The organism is Kribbella sp. NPDC006257, from assembly GCF_040613535.1.
Classification (GTDB): Bacteria; Actinomycetota; Actinomycetes; order Propionibacteriales; family Kribbellaceae; genus Kribbella.
The window spans coordinates 1-18622 of the sequence record NZ_JBEXSJ010000035.1 but is presented as its reverse complement, the minus strand read 5'-3'; the positions used below and the strand labels follow the sequence as shown (position 1 = coordinate 18622).

16 protein-coding genes are annotated in these 18622 nt (G+C 65.8%); 10 read left to right on the top strand and 6 right to left on the bottom strand.

Annotation, left to right across the window (positions count from 1 at the left end; all coding sequences use genetic code 11):
* Positions 1-66: 66 nt before the first annotated feature.
* Positions 67-924 carry an RNA polymerase sigma factor SigJ gene (gene sigJ, locus ABZ004_RS31875; RefSeq protein WP_355684797.1) on the top strand — a complete coding sequence of 286 codons (858 nt, stop codon included), beginning with the start codon at positions 67-69 and terminating at the stop codon, positions 922-924.
* A gap of 32 nt (positions 925-956) precedes the next feature.
* Positions 957-1892 (top strand): endonuclease/exonuclease/phosphatase family protein, encoded by a 936-nt coding sequence (locus ABZ004_RS31870; RefSeq protein WP_355684796.1) that lies wholly within the window; start codon positions 957-959, stop codon positions 1890-1892.
* A 6-nt stretch (positions 1893-1898) separates the two neighbouring features.
* Here ABZ004_RS31870 and ABZ004_RS31865 read toward each other — a convergent pair whose 3' ends face one another.
* Positions 1899-2603, bottom strand: a complete 705-nt coding sequence (locus ABZ004_RS31865; protein WP_355684795.1) for an NUDIX domain-containing protein — start codon at positions 2601-2603, stop codon at positions 1899-1901.
* A gap of 70 nt (positions 2604-2673) precedes the next feature.
* On the opposite strand from ABZ004_RS31865, the gene nadA reads away from it, so the two are divergent.
* The 5 genes from nadA to ABZ004_RS31840 all read left to right on the top strand — a co-directional run bounded on the left by nadA (position 2674) and on the right by ABZ004_RS31840 (position 6491).
* Positions 2674-3654, top strand: coding sequence for a quinolinate synthase NadA (gene nadA, locus ABZ004_RS31860; RefSeq protein WP_355684794.1), 981 nt, complete (start codon positions 2674-2676; stop codon positions 3652-3654).
* Positions 3651-5162 (top strand): L-aspartate oxidase, encoded by a 1512-nt coding sequence (gene nadB / locus ABZ004_RS31855; protein WP_355684793.1) that lies wholly within the window; start codon positions 3651-3653, stop codon positions 5160-5162. The genes nadA and nadB overlap by 4 nt, the downstream gene beginning before the upstream one ends.
* Positions 5163-5189: 27 nt before the next feature.
* Positions 5190-5483, top strand: a complete 294-nt coding sequence (locus ABZ004_RS31850; protein WP_355684792.1) for a DUF1330 domain-containing protein — start codon at positions 5190-5192, stop codon at positions 5481-5483.
* 109 nt (positions 5484-5592) lie between these two features.
* Positions 5593-6114 carry an MFS transporter gene (locus ABZ004_RS31845; protein ID WP_355684791.1) on the top strand — a complete coding sequence of 174 codons (522 nt, stop codon included), beginning with the start codon at positions 5593-5595 and terminating at the stop codon, positions 6112-6114.
* A gap of 14 nt (positions 6115-6128) precedes the next feature.
* Positions 6129-6491 carry a nuclear transport factor 2 family protein gene (locus tag ABZ004_RS31840; protein WP_355684790.1) on the top strand — a complete coding sequence of 121 codons (363 nt, stop codon included), beginning with the start codon at positions 6129-6131 and terminating at the stop codon, positions 6489-6491.
* Positions 6492-6501: 10 nt separating this feature from the next.
* Here the strand turns inward: ABZ004_RS31840 and ABZ004_RS31835 are convergent, their stop codons facing one another.
* A complete protein-coding gene (locus tag ABZ004_RS31835; protein ID WP_355684789.1) occupies positions 6502-7704 on the bottom strand; it encodes a glycoside hydrolase family 5 protein in 1203 nt (400 codons plus the stop codon).
* A 323-nt stretch (positions 7705-8027) separates the two neighbouring features.
* Between ABZ004_RS31835 and ABZ004_RS31830 the strand changes: the two genes are divergently transcribed.
* A complete protein-coding gene (locus ABZ004_RS31830) occupies positions 8028-9581 on the top strand; it encodes an alpha-L-arabinofuranosidase B (protein ID WP_355684788.1) in 1554 nt (517 codons plus the stop codon).
* Positions 9582-9740: 159 nt separating this feature from the next.
* The gene (locus tag ABZ004_RS31825) at positions 9741-12692 is read left to right on the top strand and encodes a glycoside hydrolase family 3 C-terminal domain-containing protein (protein ID WP_355684787.1); all 2952 of its coding nucleotides are present in this window, start codon (positions 9741-9743) and stop codon (positions 12690-12692) included.
* Here the strand turns inward: ABZ004_RS31825 and ABZ004_RS31820 are convergent.
* Both ABZ004_RS31820 and ABZ004_RS31815 read right to left on the bottom strand, forming a co-directional pair.
* Positions 12685-13605, bottom strand: coding sequence for an NADP-dependent oxidoreductase (locus ABZ004_RS31820; RefSeq protein WP_355684786.1), 921 nt, complete (start codon positions 13603-13605; stop codon positions 12685-12687). The two genes, ABZ004_RS31825 and ABZ004_RS31820, sit on opposite strands and share 8 nt — an antisense overlap.
* A 181-nt stretch (positions 13606-13786) precedes the next feature.
* Positions 13787-14044 carry a tetratricopeptide repeat protein gene (locus tag ABZ004_RS31815; protein WP_355684785.1) on the bottom strand — a complete coding sequence of 86 codons (258 nt, stop codon included), beginning with the start codon at positions 14042-14044 and terminating at the stop codon, positions 13787-13789.
* A 288-nt stretch (positions 14045-14332) separates the two neighbouring features.
* On the opposite strand from ABZ004_RS31815, the gene ABZ004_RS31810 reads away from it, so the two are divergent.
* Positions 14333-16642 carry a M4 family metallopeptidase gene (locus ABZ004_RS31810; protein ID WP_355684784.1) on the top strand — a complete coding sequence of 770 codons (2310 nt, stop codon included), beginning with the start codon at positions 14333-14335 and terminating at the stop codon, positions 16640-16642.
* Positions 16643-16709: 67 nt separating this feature from the next.
* On the opposite strand, the gene ABZ004_RS31805 is transcribed toward ABZ004_RS31810, so the two are convergent.
* Complete coding sequence (locus ABZ004_RS31805) at positions 16710-17453, bottom strand: nucleotidyl transferase AbiEii/AbiGii toxin family protein (RefSeq protein ID WP_355684783.1); 744 nt, start codon at positions 17451-17453, stop codon at positions 16710-16712.
* Positions 17454-17490: 37 nt separating this feature from the next.
* The coding region (locus ABZ004_RS31800) for a hypothetical protein (RefSeq protein ID WP_355684782.1) at positions 17491-18622 on the bottom strand (1132 nt) is incomplete at its 5' end.

Sequence of the window (18622 nt, the reverse complement as noted above, 5' to 3'; positions counted from 1 at the left end):
AATCCCCTTCGTGTCACATCTGGCGGTGCGGAACACTCTTGGGTCTCGGAGCTGAGGAGGCTGTGGATGGATGAGGCGACCAGTGTGTTCCTGCAGCATCGCGAGCTGTTGTTCTCGATCGTGTACAACATGCTCGCGAGCGTCGCCGACACCGAGGACGTGTTGCAGGAGACCTGGCTGAACTGGTCGTCGCGCGCCGGCATCGAGAATCCGCGCGCCTATCTGGTCCGCATCGCGGTCAACGCAGCGCTTGCCCGCCGTACCAGCCTCCAGCGGCGGCGTGAGCAGTACGTCGGGCCGTGGCTCCCCGAGCCGCTGATGACCGCCGAGCTGGATCCGGCCGACCGGACCGAGCAGGTGGAGACCGTTTCGATGGCGATGCTTGTCGTCCTCGAGACACTCAGCCCACTGGAACGCGCGGTCTTCGTCCTGTACGAGGTGTTCGGCTACTCACACCGCGAGATCGCGGAGATCGTCGATCGGACACCGGCTGCGATCCGGCAGCTGGCCCATCGCGCCAGGGAACACGTGCAGGCCAGACGGCCCCGGTACAAGGCCGCGCCTGCCGTCCAGTACGCCGTGACGGAACGGTTCGTCGCAGCTATTGCCGGCGGTGACCTGAACGCTCTGCTGGCCTTGCTCGCGCCGGAGGTGACGATGTGGGGCGACGGTGGAGGCAAGGCACGAGCGGCCGGATTGCACGCCGTACAGGGGCGCGACAAGATCGCCAACATTCTCATCGGGGAGTCGCTGCGTCGGCCGATCCCTTCGCTCGGTGTCCAGTACCGGACCGTCAACGGCGACCCCTCAGCGCTGCTGTTGTCCGGCGACAGCCTCTTCGCGGTGATCGTCCTCGACCTCGACGAAGACCTGATCGCCGGCATCTACGCCGTCACCAACCCTGACAAGCTTCCGTCGCTGTGACCATCAATCACCTTCGCCCCAAGGAGAATTCCATGCGTCGCTTCCTCTCCCTGCTCATCGCCCTCGCCGTTGCTGTCACTGCGGCACCGGCGGCAACCGCTCAGCCCGCCGTCACCGGTACGTACACGGTCTGGAGCTGGAATGTCGCCGGCTGGGCGATGAACAACGCATCGACCACCAACGGCATGGTGGCCGGCGCGGTCTCCTCCATCCAGAATCGCGGCGCCGACTTCGCAGTACTGAATGAGCTGTGCTGGCAGCAGTACAAGGAGATCCAGAGCAGGCTCGCAACGGCCGGCTGGCCGCAGGACAGCACCAACTTCTCCCGCTTCGAGAAGCAACGCGGGGACAAATGCAACAATCAGCCCTTCGGCGAGGCGATCTTCAGCAAGTTCCCGCTGGGACCGGTCGAATCGGTACTGCTCCCTCAGGACAAGTCCGACGAACAGCGCAAACTGCTCTGCGCTCCAATGCTCACCCAACCGCATCTGCGGTTCTGCGGCACGCATGTCAGCCCTTCGCAGGAGCCGACCAAGGACGGGCTGCACGACAACGCGAACGTGGCACAGCTCCAGACGATCCTCAGCAGGCTCGAAGCCCAGAACGCCAACGGTGACACGTCTTTGATCGCGGGCGACTTCAACGCCCAGCCGAACTGGGGCCGCCTGGACGACTGGTACGACGGCGATCTCGTGACGGACAACAACCAGCAGAACCGCGGTCAGTACCGCGAACTCGACGACACCGACCCGAGCTGCCCCGGCTACGGCGAAGCCACCACCGAGAACAACAACGACGGACCCTGCGACCAACCGACGAAGATCGATCTCGTCTTCGTCCGGAAGAACCATCTGGCCGGGCCCTACACCGCGGACTCCTTGGCCATCTCGCACAACTGCACCGGTGGCAAGGCGTGCTCGGACCACCGCATCATCACCGGCACAGTCGTCCTCAACATCCAAAGCTGAGGCGGATCATCGAGGCGGCCGCAGTACGGCGAACGGGTCGGTTACCGTCAGCTCGCGGGCGACGAACTTGTAGACGGTGGCGGGGCGGCCGCCGGACTGGCCGGGTGGGGCGGTCCGCTCGGTGGGGCCGATGACCTGTCGCCGGGTCAGCACCCGGGTCAGATTGGTCGCGCTGAGCTCATAGCCCAAGGCCGCGCTGAACAGGTCGCGGAGCTCGGCGATGGTGAACTCCGCAGGAGCCAGCGCGAAGCCGATGTTCGTGTACGAGAGCTTCGCGCGTAGCCGCGCCACGGCCGCCTCGATGAAGTAGTGGTGGTCGAACGCCGTACGCGGCAACTCGTCCACCCGGTGCCAGGAGGTGTCCGCCGGCAGATTCGGCTGTACGTCGGACGGAACGAGCCCGAGGTACGCCGTTGCGAGGACCCGCGCTCGCGGATCTCGATCGATCGCACTGTGGGTGGCCAACTGCTCCAGATGGGCGACGTCACGCACATCGACCTTGGCCGCGAGATGACCGGTGATCGCCTCCCTGAGCCGTTCGGTGGGTTGCACACCACCCCCGGGTAGCGCCCAGCGATACCTGAACGGGCTCTGGCCGCGCCGCCACAGCAGGACGCACAGATCGCCGTCACGGACGGAAAGCACCACCGCCAGCACCTCGTGCGGATAGCTGGGGATGTTCACCGGATCACTTTCCTTGGCGACGGGCATGTCGGTGATGGTACCGTCACCTTAGTTATCGCCTGACAGGCGAAAACTACCCGAGGGAAGGGAACAGGCAATGTCCATTGCCGAGAGCACTGCGACGACCTGGTCGGAAGAGGTCCGGCGGCTGGCCCGCGAGCGGGACGCGGTCGTCCTCGCGCACAACTATCAGGACCCCGCGATCCAGGATGTGGCCGATCATGTCGGCGATTCGCTCGAACTGTCGCGGCTCGCCGCCAGTACCGACGCATCCACCATCGTCTTCTGCGGCGTGCATTTCATGGCCGAGACCGCCAAGCTCCTCAGTCCGGACAAGACGGTGCTGATCCCCACCGCCCAGGCCGGGTGTTCGCTGGCCGACACGATCGACGCCGATCAGCTGCGGAGCTGGAAGGCCGAGCATCCCGGGGCCGCGGTGGTTGCCTATGTCAACACCAGTGCCGCGGTCAAGGCGGAGGCCGACGTGTGCTGCACGTCGTCGAATGCTGTGGCCGTGGTGGAGTCGATCCCGGCGGACCAGCCGATCCTGTTCCTGCCCGACCAGTTCCTCGGCAACCACGTACGACGGCAGACGGGGCGCGACAACATCCACGTGTGGATGGGTGAATGCCACGTCCACGCCGGGATCAGTGCGGCCGATCTGCGCGCTCAGGTGGCGGCCGATCCGGCGGCAGAGGTGCTGGTACATCCGGAGTGCGGCTGCGCGTCCTCGGCGATCTGGCTCGCCGGTGTCGGCGATCTGCCCGCGGACCGGACCCGGATCCTGTCCACCTCCGGGATGCTCCGCGCCGCTCGGGACATGACCGCGAAGACGGCGCTGGTCGCGACGGAGATCGGCATGCTCCATCAGTTGCGCAAGGTCAACCAGCGGACGACGTTCCGGCCGGTGAACCCGAAGGCGTCCTGCCGCTTCATGAAGATGATCACGCCCGAACTGCTGCTGCGCTGCCTCCGCGAGGGCCGCGACGAGGTGGAGGTGCCGTTCGACATCGCCGAGCGCGCCCGGCAGTCGGTGGAGCGGATGGTTGCCATCGGCAACTCCGGCGGTGCTCGGTGAACCGATCCGCCAACGTCGTCGTCATCGGCAGCGGTGCGGCCGGCCTGTCGGCCGCGCTGGGCCTCGCGGCGACCCGGAACGTGCTCCTGGTCAGTGCCGGGTCCGGGAGTACGCCGTGGGCACAGGGCGGGATCGCCGCCGCGTACGGCGACGACGACCCGCTCGACCACGCCCACGACACCGAGATCGCCGGCGCCGGATTCTGCGACCCGCGCAGTGTCCGCGCCCTGGTCGAGGAAGGTCCACAGCGGCTTGCCGAACTGATCGCCCTGGGCGCTCGTTTCGACCGCGACGGCGACGGTGCACTGTCGAGAACCCTCGAAGGTGGCCACGACCGCCGCCGGGTTGTCCATGCCGGCGGCGATGCCAGCGGTGCCGAAGTTCATCGCGCGCTCCAGCAGGCAGTGCAGCTCGCCGGTGTCCGGACGGTGACCGGACGGGCAGTCGGCCTGATCAAGTCGGGCTCCGGACACATCGCCGGCGTACTCGTCGAGGAGGGCGCGGAGATCAGCCAGATCGACGCTCGCGCCGTCGTACTGGCCACCGGTGGGATCGGCAACGCCTACCTGGCAAGCACGAATCCGTCGACCGTCCGCGGTGACGGCATCGCCTTGGCGCTGCAGGCCGGGGCCTCGCTGGTCGACATGGAGTTCGTCCAGTTCCATCCGACCGCGCTCTTCACCGGCGACAGCACGGGTCAGCTCCCCTTGGTCACCGAGGCCGTCCGCGGTGAAGGCGCCGTACTCCGGGACGTAGCCGGCCGCAGGATCATGGCCGGCGTACACCCGCGGGCCGACCTCGCTCCGCGGGACATCGTTGCCCGGGCCATCGAGTCGACGATGCGGCGCGACGGGAGCGAGCACGTGTGGCTGGACGCCCGGTCGATCCCGGCGGAAACCATCCGCCGGCGGTTCCCGACCGTCCTGGCGTCCTGCCGGCGAATCGGCATCGACATGCTGACCGAGCCGATCCCGGTAGCCCCGGCCGAACACTTCCTGTGCGGTGGAATCCGGACGAACCGCGACGGCGCAACCGATGTGCCGGGTCTCTACGCCGTCGGCGAGGCCGCGGGCGGTGGCGTCCACGGAGCCAACAGACTGGCGTCCAACAGCCTGCTCGAAGGGCTGGTCTTCGGGCGGCGTGTCGCGACGGCGCTGACCCTAGACCTGCCCGCGGAGTCGTCCGGGCAGACCAGTCGGCTGACTTTGGCCGAGGACCGCGAACCGGAGAGGATCCGGGCGATCCTGACTGAACACGCCGGTATCCGCCGCGACGGCACCGGATTGCAGACCGCGTCAGATGAGCTCGAGTCGGCGGGAGACGGTCCGCTGGCGACGGTGGCGCGAACGGTCGTCGCTGCAGCGATCACCCGGGAGGACAGCCGCGGGTGTCACTGGCGCTCCGACCATCCAGCTACCGACGAACGGTGGAACCGGCATCTTGTCATCCGTCTCGACGAGGACGGTCGCCCAGCTGTGCGTCAGCTTCTCCACTCAGCCGCATCCTGAACACTCATCCCACCACTGGAGGTTTCCATGCCCAAGGGTTACTGGGTCAGCGTCTACCGCACCATTTCAGACCCTGAGAAGCTTGCTGCTTACAACGAGTTGGCCCGTACGGCGGTGCAGGCCTTCGGCGGGCGGACCCTCATCCGCGGCGGCCGGGTCGTCGCCCACGACGCCGGCATCGCCGAACGCACCATCCTGGTCGAATTCGACAGCTTCGACCAAGCCGTCGCGGCACGCGAGAGCCCGGCGTACCAGGAAGCGCTCGTGGCCCTCTCCGACGCCGTCGAGCGCGACTTCCGCATCGTCGAAGGCACCGACTGACCGAGCTCCAGCCTGGCCGGCTTCAGGGCTCAGCTGTTCGGGTAGAGGCCATTGAGGAGGTGGGCGATGGCTTCCTCGTGGGTGCGGAGGGTGAGGTTGGTGCTACTTGATGGTGGTTTCCTGGGTGTTGCCGTACTCCGGTAGGTCGCTGCGATCGCTGTGGAAGGTCCGTTGCTCGGTGAGCCTTCCGTTCTCACGATGTTGTCTCGCCGTCTACCAGCTCGTCTTCGCGGTAGCGATGGCCGCGGAGGCGGCCGGCTGGGGTTTCGTCGCCGGCCGGTTCGGCCTGACCACCACCTTGATCGCGGCCTCGGGCGGGATGATGATCAACATCGTGCTGGCGCGCGTACTACGGCTCACCGCCTTCCGTACGGCGATGCGCGGCGTCCGCGAGATCCGGGAACGCGACGGAGCCATCCACTGGGGGATCTTCCAGAGCCTCAGCGAACCTACTCTTCAGATCGAGAACTACCTGCTGTCGTCCTGGGCCGAGTACGAACGCCTCGTCGGCCGCGGAGTCGTGTCGGACGGTCCCGTCCTCGCCGCCGCCGAGCAATTCCACGCCGGCGAGGCCGCACCGCGAAGCAACCGCTTCCTCGGCCATCACTTCCGGTTGTTCCACACCACCTGACAAGGGGAGAGAAAATGAGCGAAGGACCAGCTGAGCTCGAAGAGCTGATGTGGAAGGCGAATCGCGAAGGAGACGCTGCCTTCTACGAGGACAGGCTCCGAGACGATGCGCTCGTGGTCAGCAAATACGGTGTGATGGACAAGGCGACCGTCGTACCGGGTATCGAGGCGAACCAGAATCCTTACCTGGCGACCGATCGCAGCGACCAGCGGGTGATTGCGATCGACGACGACACGGTGGTCGTGAGCTACCGCGTCGACGTCGTCGCCGTTGTCCAAGGCAACAATCTCCAGTTGCCGTCCTACGCCAGCACGATCTGGAACCGGGACGAGACCGGTCGTTGGTGGGCAGTCTTCCACCAGCAGACTGCCCTCTGATCTCGCGGTGTCAGCCGATGCCGTTCCTGATGGCGTCGATGATGCCCTGCTGGGTGACAGTGCGGGACGATCGGTTGAACAGACCGAACCCGTACCGCCCGTTGACGCCGTTGTCCCAGTAGACGGTGGCTGCGCCGTACTTCTTGGCCGTGGCCGCGATGGCCCGCGCGAAGTCGGCACGGTACCTGTTGCTGGACGAGTCGAACGAGGACTTGTCGATCGACCCGTACTCGCCGACAACCACTGGATACCCTCGTACGACGAAGGCGTCGTGCATCAGCTTCAGCTGCGCATCCAGATAATCTTCCTGTCCCCAGGTCGACCGTTTCGCCGGATTGGTCGCTCCGCGCCCCCACTGGGTGATCGTGCCGCTCTCTTCCCCAGCGAAATCCCAGGGCGAGTAGTAATGCACGGAGATCATGATCCGTTGTTCGCCGGCCGGAATACTGGACGAGCGGAACTGGTCGGTCGGAATCTTGAATCCGTAGTTCCCGGCGGTGTAGTCGATGTTCGTGTTCCAGCCGGGGACGAGCAGCCAGCGCGAAGAGTTGTTCCCGCCGGCCTTCCGGACGGTGTCCACGAAGATCTGGTTGTAGGCATTGATGTTCGAGTAGCACGGCTGCGTCGGCGTACCGTACTGCCCGTCGAATTCCTCGTTCATCGATTCGAGGATCAGCCGGGAATCGTAGTTCTGGAACCTGGACGCGATCTGCTGCCAGACCTTCTGGTACTTCGCCTTGATCGTCGTCTGGTCGGCTGCGTCACAGATCAGCCAGGAGCCGGGGACCGACTTGTAACCGTCGCCATGCAGATTGATCATGACGTTCATGCCCCGGTTGTAGGCGTAGTTCACGACCTCCTGGACTCTGTTCAGCCAGGCCGAGTTGATGGTGTAGTTCGGCCCGGACCCGATGAAATTCAGATAGGAGACCGGGATCCGGATCGACTTGAATCCGGCCGCCTTGACCTTGTCGATCAGCGCTTGCGTCACGGCCGGATTGCCCCACGCCGTCTCACTGGGGGTTCCATTGGAGCTGGCCTCCAGCTGGTTGCCTAAATTCCAGCCGGCGCCCAGGTCGGCAACTACCTGTGCGGCGCCTGACTGTGCGCTGGTTCCGGCCGAGGCTTCATTCATCAAGGCAGGTGTGGAGGCGGAGACGGCCAGCACCGCGGCCAGCACCGCGAGCCTGATTTTCGCTGTTCTCGAACCCATGCGAATCGCTCACTTCCTGTTCGGTCGAACGAAGCATCGAAGCGCTTCGACGACAGGGGGCGGGTATTCCTGGAAGAGCTGCTCGGAGTGGGCCGGATCTTAAGCACGCCCGGATCCCGGTGACAAGAGCTCGACAACCCCCGGCCGATCAGCAGGCTGTTAGCAGACCATTGCGCTCCGTTCGGGCCGGGGTTATGTTAGCGCTCACATTCGCCTCCCTGGTGGTTGCGAATCACCGCCCCGGTTACGCGTTGGCGTGCCGGTGAGTCATGCCCGGCCGAGGATCCGGCCCGGGCGTCCGGACGCAACGGAAGGATTGAACAATGGCACGAAGGTCGAGATTCTCGCCCCTGCGGGCGGCCGTCGCGGTCGCCCTCAGCGCCGGCACCCTCGTCGCGAGCCTGCTGGTCGCCGGCAGCGCGTCACAGGCCGCGACGCAGGGGCCGTGCGACATCTACGCAGCCGGCGGTACGCCGTGCGTGGCCGCGCACAGCACCACCAGAGCCTTGTACGGCTCCTATAACGGCGCCCTCTACCAAGTGAGGCGCGCGTCGGACAACGCCACCCGGGACGTCGGTCCGCTGACCGCAGGTGGGGTCGCGAATGCCGGGACGCAGGACTCGTTCTGTGCGGGAACCACCTGCCTGATCACGATCATCTACGACCAGTCCGGCCGGAACAATCGCCTCACGCAAGCGCCTCCGGGCGGCTTCAGCGGACCGGCCGCCGGCGGCTACGACAACCTCGCCAACGCCACCGCGGCACCGATCACCGTCGGCGGCCACAAGGCGTACGGCGTCTATGTTGCCCCCGGCACCGGTTACCGCAACAACAACACCAACGGCGTAGCGACCGGTGACCAGTCGGAGGGCATGTACGCCGTCTTCGACGGCACCCATTACAACGGCGGCTGCTGTTTCGACTACGGCAACGCCGAGACCAACAGCCGCGACAACGGCAACGGCACGATGGAGGCCATCTACTTCGGCAACAGCAGGTCGTGGGGATCCGGCGCCGGCAACGGCCCGTGGATCATGGCCGACCTCGAGAACGGGCTCTTCTCCGGGGTGAACACGGGCAACAACAGCAACGACCCGAGCATCAGCCACCGCTTCCTGACCGCCATCGTCAAGGGTGGCCAGAACCGCTGGGCGATTCGCGGCGGCAACGCGCAGTCCGGTGGTGTGTCGACCTTCTACAACGGGGTTCGCCCGAACGCCCCGGGCTACAACCCGATGAAGAAGGAAGGGGCCATCATCCTGGGCATCGGCGGCGACAACAGCGTCGGTGCCCGCGGCACCTTCTACGAGGGCGTGATGACATCGGGCTACCCGTCGGACTCGACCGAGAACGCAGTACAGGCCAACATCACTGCGGCCGGCTATGCCACCTCCGGTGGGACCGGCTTGACGCCCGGCTCGGCCGTTTCCCTGCGCGCCACCACCGCCTGCTGCACCACCCGCTACATCCACCACACCGGGGCGACGGTCGACACCGCCGTCGTGGATAGCGGCAGCTCCGCCACCGAGAAGGGCAACGCTTCCTGGACCGTGCGGGCCGGACTCGGCAACAGCTCCTGCGTGTCCTTCGAGTCCAGGAACACGTCCGGGCAGTACCTGCGGCACTACAACTACCAACTCCAGTTGCAGACCAATGACGGTACGTCGCAGTTCGCTCAGGATGCGACGTTCTGTCCGGAGGCCGGCCGCAACGGGCAGGGTGTCTCGCTGAGATCGCTCAACTTCTCCGACCGGTACGTCCGTCACTACAACAACCTCGTCTACATCGCCGCCAACGGCGGCTCGAACACCTTCGACAACACCAACGCCTACACCGACGACGTGAGCTGGCTCGTCAGCGCCCCCTGGGCTTCCTGACCCGGGCGCCGAAGAGCTGCCATGGTCGCCACCTGCCCGGCGCCGGACGCCGGCGGGTGGCGACCATGACCAGACGGAGTCCGCCTCTTCGCTCTTGACGAGCCCGGATCTTCCCTTGATAGTCGAAGCGCTTCGATTCATCGGCCGGAGGTAACCGTCATGACCTATCGCCACCGAGTCGGGGGCGCCCTCGCTGCGCTGCTGCTCGTCCCTGTGTTCCTGGCCGCGCCACCTGCGCGGTCCGAGACACTTCCGGCGTACCGGAATCCCGGCCTGCCGCTGAAAGTGCGGGTGGACGACCTGACCGGCCGCCTGACGCTGGACGAGAAGATCTCGCTGCTGCACCAGTACCAGCCCGCGATCCCGAGACTGGGCATTGCTTCCTTCAAAACCGGTACGGAAGCGCTGCACGGAGTCGCGTGGCTGGGCGAGGCGACTGTCTTCCCGCAAGCGGTCGGGCTGGGCAGCACGTGGGACCCGAACCTGATCAAGCGGGTCGGCTCGGCCGTCGGGGACGAGGCGAGAGCCTTCAACAAGCTCGATCCGGCGAAGAACGGTCTGAACCTGTGGGCCCCGGTGGTGAACCAGTTGCGTGACCCGAGGTGGGGTCGCAACGAGGAGGGCTACGCCGAGGACCCTGTGCTGACCAGCGAGATCGCCACGGCGTACGGACGTGGCCTGCAAGGCGACGATCCGCGCTATCTCAAGACAGCTCCGACCCTCAAGCATTTCGCCTCGTACAACGTCGAGACGAACCGTGCCATCGTGTCCGCGAGTGTGCGGCCCAGAGTGCTGCATGAGTACGAATACAAGGCGTTCCAGCCGACCCTGACTGCGGGGGCCGCCACCGGTGTGATGGCGTCGTACAACCTGCTGAACGGCAGGCCGGCCCACGTGTCACCAGAGCTCGGAGAGACGGTGCGCTCCTGGTCTGCCAATGATCTGATGATCGTCGGTGACGCCGGGGGCGCGGGCAACGTCAGTGGTCTGCAGCAGTACTACCCGACCGCCGCCGAGGGCGCGGCGGCCGCGATCAAGGCAGGCCTGGACAGCTTCACCGAGAACGATTCGAACGGCGGCCCGACGGTGGCGGCGGTGAAGGAAGCCCTGGCCGAAGGCCTGCTCACCGAGGCAGACATCGACAAGCCGGTCGGGCACCTGCTCTCGATCCGCTTCCGGCTGGGCGAATTCGACCCAGCGGGGCGGAACCCGTACGAGAAGATCGGGCCGGACAGCATCAACAGCCCGGCGCACCAGGAACTCGCCCGGGAAGCCGCGCGCGAGCAACTCGTCCTGCTCGAGAACAAGCGTCAGGCGCTACCGCTCGCTCCGGCCAAGACCAAGAATGTCGCAGTCATCGGTCCGCTCGCCGACACCGTCTACGAGGACTGGTACTCCGGCACGATGCCGTACCGGATCACCCCACGGGCAGGTATCGCCGAGCGACTCGGCGCCGGCAGCACGGTCACCGCGACCGAGGGTGTCGACCGGATCGCTCTTCGTTCCGTTGCCACCGGCAAATATGTCACCGCGCCGGCCGGTGCCGCCGGTGGTGCCTTGACGGCCGACGCGACCACAGCAGGTCCTGGTCAGTCACTGGACGTCTACGACTGGGGTGGCGGCAAGCTCGCTCTGCGGTCGGCCGCGAACGGAAAGTACGTCTCGCGGAGCGGCAACGGGCTGGTGAATGACCAGGACAAGCCCAACGGCTGGTTCGTGCAGCAACAGTTCGGCCTGGAGCAGCTTGCCAACGGCAACTATGTACTGCGGTATCGCGGCAACGAGGTCAAGGAGCCCTGGAACGGCCCCAACGAGTACATCGTGCTGGGGACCGACGGCAAGCTGTCCATCGGTGCGGCCACCCAGGACCAGGCGGCCCAGTTCACCAAGGAGGTCATCACCAGCGGCACGGCGGCGGCGGTGGCTGCTGCGAAGAAGGCGGACACAGCGGTCGTGGTGGTCGGCAGCATGCCGTTCATCAACGGGCGTGAGGACAGCGATCGGCCGGACACCGCGCTGGCCGCCGGTCAGCAGGCGATCGTGAATGCGGTCACCGCGGCCAATCCGCGGACCATCGTCGTACTGGAGAGCAGCTATCCGTTGACAGGAAACTGGTCGCAGGCGAACGGGGTGCTGTGGACCTCACACGCGGGCCAGGAGACCGGCCGAGCTCTTGCCGATGTGCTGTTCGGGGACTACTCGCCGTCGGGCCGGCTTCCGCAGACGTGGTACCGGACGGACAAGGAATTGCCGGATCCGCTCGACTTCGACGTGATCAAGGCCGGCTGGACGTATCAGTACCACAAAGCCAGCGCGCTCTACCCGTTCGGACATGGCCTGACCTACGGCAACTTCCGGTACTCCGGGCTACGGGTCGACTCGCCCGTCGTCACGGCGAACGGACGACTGAAGGTCAGCGTGGACGTGACCAACACCAGCCGGATCGCGAGCGACGAGGTCGTTCAGCTCTACACCGCTCAGCGCACCTCGCGGGTGGCCCAGCCGATCAAGACGCTCCGAGGCTTCCAGCGGCTGGCCTTCGCACCCGGGCAACGGCGTACCGTCTCCTTCGAAGTGAAGGCGAGCGATCTGGCGTTCTGGGATGTGACCCGGAACAAGTGGGTCGTCGAGTCCGCCGTCCAGGACCTGCAGGTAGGCAGTTCGTCGGCCGACATCAGAGCCCGTACAACGGTGCTGGTCCGGGGCGAGGTGATCCCACCCCGCGACCTGAGCCGGCGTACGTCGGCCACGGACTTCGACGACTACTCCGGAATCAAGCTCATCGATGCCGCCAAGGTGCGCGGCGATGCGGTCGGCGCGACGGCGGCTGGCGACTGGGTGTCCTTCCAGCACGTGCAGCTGAACCGTGGCGCCACCCGGCTGGAAGCCGCCGTTTCACGAGCCTCTGAAGGGACCGCCGCGTTGGAGATCCGTCTCGGCAGCCCCACCGGACCGCTCGCAGGCACGCTCACCGTTCCTGCCACGGGCGACCGCTACACGTGGGCTACAACGACGGCCCAGCTCGACCCAAGGTTGGCCCGGGGCCTCCGAGACGTCTACCTGGTCTTCACCGGCGCCGGCACGAACATCCGCGACCTGACCATCAGCTAGTTGTTGATTTCATCGTGATGATGATCCTGTCGCGGGTGCGTTCTGTGAAGGCGGCGGGAGCGGCGGCGAGGTCGCGAACGGCTGTGACGAGGGGAGTGAGCCTCCCGTCGCGCAGCCGTGCGGCCAGTTGGGCCGACTGCTCGCGATGGGGCTCGACCACGAAGAAGATAGCCCTGCCGTTGGCAGGCTGAACGGTCGGCGGTTCGGCGACGGTGACCAGGGTGCCGCCGGGGCGTAGCAGCGCGGTGGAGCGGTCGCGGATCTCGCCGCCGATCACGTCGAACACGACATCGACCTCGCCCACGTCCTCGAGGCGGTCGCTGGCCAGGTCGAGGAAGTCGTGGGCGCCGAGTGTGCCGGCCATATCCCGGTCGGCTGCACGGCCGGTGCCGATGATGTGAGCTCCGGTCTCGCGGGCCAACTGGACAGCGACCGAGCCGACAGAGCCGCCGACACCGTGGATGAGGACGGTTTGGCCTGCTTGGAGATGAGCGTGGTCGAAGAGAGCTTGCCAAGCCGTCAGTCCTGGCATCACCACGGCAGCCGCGGAGGTGTGGTCGACGTCGGCGGGGAGCGGGGCCAGGTTGCGCGCCTCGACGGCGGTGTACTCGGCGAGCGAGCCGTTGCGTGCCCAGTCGGTCAGTCCGAAGACTCGCTGGCCGATGGTGAGGCCGGTGGTGCCGTAGCCGAGCTCGACGACTACACCGGAGACCTCGTGGCCCAGAACGCTCGGCGTGCGGTCGCGGCCGGCGCGGTCGGTCCAGGTGCTGGGCCATTCCGGCTCACCGCGGAGGAACCCGGCGGCATGGACCTCGACGACGACGTCGTTCTCGGCAGCGCTGGGCGAGGCCAGCTCGATCAGGGACAGCCCGTAGTCCTCGGCCTCGCGGTCATGGACAGCGATCGCTCGCATGAAGCTCCTTATGCGGTGGTCGTGGTATCGACGATAACCAGCCACGGCCGGCGATCCCTGGGCCATTCGGAGGCAGTTTCGATGGTCCACTCAGCTCATCAGGTTGCCGGTAGCTCGTCGAGTGCCCGCCGCGCCTCGTCCAGCTCAGGAACGCCGAGCTCCGCAAAGATCTTGACCGCACTCAGCCGGTCGACCGCCTCGGTCCGGCCCAGCCCGGCCAGCGCGGCGGCGAGCCGTTGCCGTGAGGTTCCTCGATCGATGCCGCTCTGCTGCCGATTCGCTCGGCTGTCTGCAGCGCCTCGAGGTAGCGGCCGGCTGCCTCGTCGAGCCGTCCGAGGTCGAAGTGCACATCGCCCAGGCCGACCCCGGCGTTGACCGCGACCAGATGGTCACCGATCTCGGGATTTTTCCCGCCGTGGCGGGGTGAGGTGGGGTTCAAACCACGACATTTGTCATGGGCGCTGTGGGTTGGGAAGCGATTACCCGACGTGACAACGCAGTCAATTGTCTTGCTCGTGCCAGCGGCAGTCATGTGTCTTGCCCAGGATATGAGACAGGCATAGTGTCCCCCCGCGATCCACCGGCAGTGAAATGCAGGGGGAAGGGGAGAAGAAGTACCAGTGAGGCCCGGTGGTGCCCGGTGCGTTCCAGGCGGAAGAGGTGCAGCCGCCTGCCAGCCCGGCGAATCGCAACCCGCCCAGCACCATTTCCTGAAGGGGCCACGCCCATGGTCTTGTTTCAGCGTTCCCGGAAAGCCGCGACATTCTTCGCGGTCACCGGTCTGACGGTAGCCACCGTCGCCGGTCTCGGAGCGACCTCGTCCACCGCCGCGCCATCTGCGGCCCCACCGAAGCCCAGCCCGGCGCAGTCGAAGGCCCTCGCGGCCAAGTCGGCATCGGCCCTGGTGGCCACGCCGCCTGCCGGTCTGCATGCCGGCAAGAGCGACAAGTTCGTCGCCAAGGCGATCATCTCCGACCCGTCCGGCCTGCAGTACGCCCCGTACGAGCGGACCTTCAAGGGTCTTCCGGTCATCGGTGGTGACTTCGTCGTCATGACGGATGCCAACGGTGCGGTGAAGGCCACCTCGGTGGCTCAGACCGTTGCGATCCCGGACCTCTCCACGACCGCCGGCATCACGGCCGCGGCCGCGAAGGCGACCGCGACCAAGATGCTCAAGCAGGTCACCTCGAGCACCCAGCCGACGTTGGCTGTGTACGCACTCGGCAGCAAGCCGACCCTGGCGTGGGAGTCCCGCGTCACCGGTCGCAACGCCACCGAGCCGTCGAGTCTGTCCGTGTACGTCGACGCGAAGACCGGCAAGGTGCTCAGCACCAAGGAACACGTGATGGCAGGTGACGGTACGGCGGCCTACAGCGGCCCGAACCCGCTGCACCTGGACACCACGCTGTCCGGTAGCACGTACTCGATGAAGGACCCGAACTCCCTGAACACCTCCTGCCAGGACGCGGCGAACAACACCACGTTCTCCGGGCCGGACGACCTCTGGGGCAACGGCACGGCCACGAACAAGGAGACCGGCTGCGTCGACGCGCTGTACTCGTACCAGACCGAGCGGAAGATGCTGTCCTCCTGGCTCGGACGTAACGGCGCGGACGGCAACGGCGGCGCCTGGCCGATCCGTGTCGGCCTGAACGACCTGAACGCCTACTACGACGGCAGCCAGGTCCAGATCGGCCACAACCAGTCGAACCAGTGGATCGGTTCGATGGACGTCGTGGGCCACGAGATGGGTCACGGCATCGACGACCACACTCCGGGTGGCATCTCGGGTTCGGGCACGCAGGAGTTCGTGGCCGACACCTTCGGTGCGGCCACTGAGTGGTACGCCAACCAGCCCGCGGCGTACGACCCGCCGGACTTCCTCGTCGGCGAGGAGATCAACCTGGTCGGTCAGGGCCCGATCCGCAACATGTACGACCCGGCGTCGGTCGGCGACCCGAACTGCTACTCGAGCTCGATCCCGGGCTCCGAGGTGCACGCGGCAGCCGGTCCTGGCGACCACTGGTTCGTCCTGCTGTCCCAGGGCAGCGGCGGCTCGCCGAACGTCTCGACCTGTAACAGCTCCACGGTGACCGGTCTGGGCATCCAGAAGGCCATCAAGATCATGTACAACGCGATGCTTCTCAAGACGAGCAGCAGCTCGTACCTGAAGTACCGCACCTGGACGCTGACCGCGGCCAAGAACCTGTACTCGCCGAGCTGCACCGAGTTCAACACCGTCAAGGCGGCGTGGGACGCGGTCAGCGTGCCCGCACAGGCCGGCGACCCGACCTGCTCCACCAGCGGCGGCGTCACCGTCACCAACCCTGGCAACAAGAGCGCCACGGTCGGTACCGCGATCTCGTCGTTCACCCTGTCGGCCAGCGGCGGCACCGCGCCGTACACCTGGTCCGCCACGGGTCTTCCGGCCGGCATCACCATCGGTTCCTCCACGGGCACCGTCTCCGGTACGCCGACCACCGCCGGCACCTACAACGTGACCGCTACGGCCACCGCGAGTGCGGGCGGATCCGGCAGCACCTCCTTCACCATCACGGTCAGCCCTGTTGGTGGCGGATGTTCCTCGCCGGGCCAGAAGTTCGGTAACCCGGGCTTCGAGACCGGTACTGCGACGCCATGGTCGGCGTCGGCAGGTGTGATCGACAACTCGGCGAGCGAGGCTGCGCACGCCGGCTCCTGGAAGGCGTGGCTGAACGGCTACGGCACCACCCACACCGACACGCTGAGCCAGTCGGTGGCCATCCCGGCAGGGTGCCACGCAACGCTGACCTTCTACCTGCACATCGACTCGGCTGAGACCACCACCACGGTCCAGTACGACAAGCTGACAGTGAAGGGCGGCTCGACCACCCTGGCGACGTACTCGAACCTGAACAAGGCCTCGGGTTACTCGCTGAAGACGATCGACGTGTCGTCCCTCGCGGGCTCCACGGTTTCGTTCAACTTCACCGGCACCGAGGACTCCTCCCTCCAGACCTCGTTCGTCATCGACGACACAGGCCTGACCCTGAGCTAGTCCAGTAACAGAGACCGGCCCCCTCACCAATCCGGTGAGGGGGCCGGCTTCCCTTGTGCGGTGGGTGCTAGGTGAACATCCCGCTGAGCAGGTCGGCGGTGCCATCGATCAGTTCTGGCGACGCGCCTTGGTTGCCTAGCGTTCTGATCAGGCGTCGAGTATTGCTCATCTCGTTGACGAACTTCTGCTCCGCGTGGAGAGCTACGTCCTGGCGAAGTTGTTTATCTGCGGTTTCGAAGTCGGTCATGACACGTTCTGCTGTTCCCGGATCGGTCATCAAGCGGACGATGTCATTGAGATCGGTAGCCTCCTTGGCCGCCAAGCGATCGATGGATGCCTTCAGTTTCATCGCCACCAACGGCCCAGGTCGTGCGACCAAGACCACTGCGTGAGTTTCATCGACACTTCCTTCTTTTGATTGAGGTGTCGCGGGTCCGGTGACGTCACGCGCGTAGATAGCCATTGTTGTGGCGGTATCCAAGGTCCAGTGGTGAGCCATTGCTTCGAGCCTGTCGGTGGGATCAGTGAAGGTCCGGTCCAGGTCGCTGTCGCGGGCTTCGAGGACATCTACTCTGACCATGCCGCGTGCAGTAGGCAGTGATACGCCGATTTCATTGAGATCTGACGCTCCGGCATCTCGCAAGACTTCGAGGCCACTAGCGCTGCCATCAATTCGTCGGCGGAGTGTGTCGAGGTCCTGGGTCGTTCGGTACGCGTTGTCCAACCGGCTCATGACCGCGAGACCTCCGACTATGACCGGCTGGTTGAGGATTTCCTGAACCTTAGGAATCGCACCGACCAAGCTGACCATGGTCGGTCCAACCAGATGAGCCGCCTCAAGTGTTGAATCACCAGACACGTCGACCCCAATCGCCGGGGTTCCAGCCCTGCAGGATCTCCGCGCCTCTGCCAGGATCCTGTGCCAGGTCCAATGCGATGAATAGCGGCCGAGTGAGTAACCAATGCTGGTCTGACGACGACAGGTCAATTCTGGACTTGCAGACTGCATTGACGGGTGCAACCGCTAGCCGTGCCTTAGGCGTCGAAGCCTCCTGTGTTGATCCTAGTATTGAGGTGGCCAACCGGTGTGCTGTCCGGGTTGGAACATAAAGGTCGAGCGGTCCGCCGGACGCCAGGCCAATAGGCGCGCCGAGGTATGCCGCGGCATAATCTCCGCCTAGCGCCCAGCCGGCACTCGCTCGGTCGTCGAGGCGCAACTGCAGAGCGGGATTACGCATCGCACCAAATGGATCGGGATAGCGGTCGACTGGGATCCAGTTCGGCGACCACTCGGCGGCGGCAAGCCAAAACAGCGCCTTGAAGTCGGCCGCACCATCCTGATCGATGACGCCTTCTCGGCGGAGCGAACTCATCACCTCAGAGACTGTGCTTGCCGCTGCGCCGACCCTTCGCGCTGTCTCTCGTACGGAGACGGTGTGTGGCTGGCATAGAAGAACGTCGACAGCCGTTGCGAGACCAACTTGTCCTCTGAGCGGCTTCCTCTTGGTGGGTTTACCCGCTGAGGCATCGGTGGTGGTGTCGATCCGTAAGCCGGGAGCGCTCAGATAGAGGTGCCCTCGCAGATCGAACCAACTGACATTGGCCTCGCGTAGCAGATCGCGTGCGCCCTGCACTATGCGGTCGCCTATGACCAGGCGCAAACCCTCCCTGTGAGGGGAGAGCTCCTGCATCTGAGTATTGGGTATCAGTTGTGCTGCCCTGGCTTGGTCCACGAGAGCGTAGTACTTGATCTCAAGCTCTATTCGACGCCCGTCCATCATCAGCACTCGGTCGACAGTCGAGTTTCGTTGCGGTGCTGGGACGAGTTGCATGTGGAGATTCTTGACAGCGCGATCCAGCGCGCCGAGTGCGTCGTCAATGCTCATGGTTTGTACTGCGTCGGGCGGTGCCGGGCTGGGGCCGGCCTGCGCGGTGGCGGCCAGGACCAGGGCCGAGATCACCGATCCGGCGAGTACGGCG

Excerpts from the sequence above, each read along its gene's own strand:
- ABZ004_RS31870 (WP_355684796.1), top strand. The coding sequence starts at position 957 with ATGCGTCGCTTCCTCTCCCTGCTCATCGCCCTCGCCGTTGCTGTCACT.
- ABZ004_RS31810 (WP_355684784.1), top strand. The coding sequence starts at position 14,333 with ATGGTCTTGTTTCAGCGTTCCCGGAAAGCCGCGACATTCTTCGCGGTC.
- ABZ004_RS31865 (WP_355684795.1), bottom strand. The coding sequence starts at position 2,603 with ATGCCCGTCGCCAAGGAAAGTGATCCGGTGAACATCCCCAGCTATCCG.
- ABZ004_RS31850 (WP_355684792.1), top strand. The coding sequence starts at position 5,190 with ATGCCCAAGGGTTACTGGGTCAGCGTCTACCGCACCATTTCAGACCCT.
- ABZ004_RS31825 (WP_355684787.1), top strand. The coding sequence starts at position 9,741 with ATGACCTATCGCCACCGAGTCGGGGGCGCCCTCGCTGCGCTGCTGCTC.
- ABZ004_RS31805 (WP_355684783.1), bottom strand. The coding sequence starts at position 17,453 with ATGGTCAGCTTGGTCGGTGCGATTCCTAAGGTTCAGGAAATCCTCAAC.
- ABZ004_RS31830 (WP_355684788.1), top strand. The coding sequence starts at position 8,028 with ATGGCACGAAGGTCGAGATTCTCGCCCCTGCGGGCGGCCGTCGCGGTC.
- ABZ004_RS31820 (WP_355684786.1), bottom strand. The coding sequence starts at position 13,605 with ATGCGAGCGATCGCTGTCCATGACCGCGAGGCCGAGGACTACGGGCTG.
- ABZ004_RS31835 (WP_355684789.1), bottom strand. The coding sequence starts at position 7,704 with ATGGGTTCGAGAACAGCGAAAATCAGGCTCGCGGTGCTGGCCGCGGTG.
- nadA (WP_355684794.1), top strand. The coding sequence starts at position 2,674 with ATGTCCATTGCCGAGAGCACTGCGACGACCTGGTCGGAAGAGGTCCGG.
- ABZ004_RS31845 (WP_355684791.1), top strand. The coding sequence starts at position 5,593 with ATGGTGGTTTCCTGGGTGTTGCCGTACTCCGGTAGGTCGCTGCGATCG.
- ABZ004_RS31840 (WP_355684790.1), top strand. The coding sequence starts at position 6,129 with ATGAGCGAAGGACCAGCTGAGCTCGAAGAGCTGATGTGGAAGGCGAAT.
- sigJ (WP_355684797.1), top strand. The coding sequence starts at position 67 with ATGGATGAGGCGACCAGTGTGTTCCTGCAGCATCGCGAGCTGTTGTTC.